The sequence below is a fragment of the Bradyrhizobium sp. SHOUNA76 genome (genome assembly GCF_023006445.1).
GTDB lineage: Bacteria > Pseudomonadota > Alphaproteobacteria > Rhizobiales > Xanthobacteraceae > Bradyrhizobium.
This window is the reverse complement of record NZ_JALBHA010000889.1, coordinates 1-1394: the sequence shown is the minus strand read 5'-3', so window position 1 is coordinate 1394 and position 1394 is coordinate 1. Positions and strand designations below refer to the sequence as shown.

Below are 1394 nucleotides of genomic sequence, written 5' to 3'. Positions count from 1 at the left end.
ATGGATGATCTGTTGCGGGAGTTTCTGACGGAGACCAGCGAGAGCCTGGACACCGTGGACAATCAGCTGGTGAAGTTCGAGCAGGAGCCGAACAACGCCAAGATCCTGGATAACATCTTCCGCCTGGTCCACACCATCAAGGGTACTTGCGGCTTCCTCGGCCTGCCGCGGCTGGAAGCGCTGGCGCATGCCGGCGAGACGCTGATGGGCAAATTCCGCGACGGCATGCCGGTGACCGGGCAGGCGGTGACGGTGATCCTGTCCTCGATCGACCGCATCAAGGAAATCCTCGCAGGTCTAGAGGCGACCGAAGCCGAGCCGGAAGGTACCGACCGCGATCTCATCGACAAGCTGGAAGCGATGGTCGAGCAGGGCATGGCCGCCATGGCGGCCGGTAGCGCTGCTCCCGTCGGTGACGCCCCGCCGCTGGTGCCGGAAGCACCTGTAGCTGCCGCGCCTGCGCCGGCAAAAGACATGACCACGGGCTCGCTGATCGACCAGACCCTGGAGCGTCCGCTCCGGCCGGGCGAAGTCTCGCTCGACGAGCTCGAGCGCGCCTTCCGCGAGACCGCGATCGAAGCGCCGGCGCCTGCGCCTGTTGCTAAAGCCGAGCCCGCGCCGGTGGCTGAAGCGCCCGCTGCCAAGGAAACTGCCAAGGAAGCCGCAAAGCCCGCCAAGGAGAAGCCCGCGGTCAAGAAGTCGATGGCCGACGAGGCTGTCGGCGAAGGCGACCGCATCGCCAACCAGTCGATCCGCGTCAACGTGGATACGCTGGAGCATTTGATGACCATGGTCTCCGAGCTGGTGCTGACCCGCAACCAGCTCTTGGAGATCTCCCGCCGCAACGAGGACACCGAGTTCAAGGTGCCGTTGCAGCGCCTGTCCAACGTCACCGCCGAGCTGCAGGAGGGCGTCATGAAGACGCGCATGCAGCCGATCGGCAATGCCTGGCAGAAGCTGCCCCGCATCGTCCGCGATCTCTCCAGCGAACTCGGCAAGCAGATCGAATTGGAGATGCACGGCGCCGACACCGAGCTCGACCGCCAGGTGCTCGATCTGATCAAGGACCCGCTCACCCACATGGTGCGCAACTCCGCCGATCATGGCCTTGAGACCCCCGCCGAGCGTCTTGCCAGCGGCAAGGGCGAGCAGGGCACCATCCGCCTCTCCGCCTATCACGAGGGCGGCCACATCATCATCTGCATCGCCGACAACGGCCGCGGCCTCAACACCGAGAAGATCAAGGCCAAGGCGATCTCGTCAGGTCTCGTCACCGAGGCCGAGCTCGAGAAGATGAGCGAAGCCCAGATCCACAAGTTCATCTTCGCGCCGGGCTTCTCGACCGCGGCCGCCATCACCTCGGTCTCCGGCCGCGGCGTCGGCATGGACGTGGT

The 1394-nt window shown here is 65.3% G+C and carries 1 protein-coding gene; it reads left to right on the top strand.

Translation table 11 applies throughout. From position 1 onward, the window contains the following. Positions 1 to 1394 (top strand): chemotaxis protein CheA (locus MOV74_RS38270; protein ID WP_246932710.1); only part of this gene is annotated, 1394 nt, incomplete at its 3' end.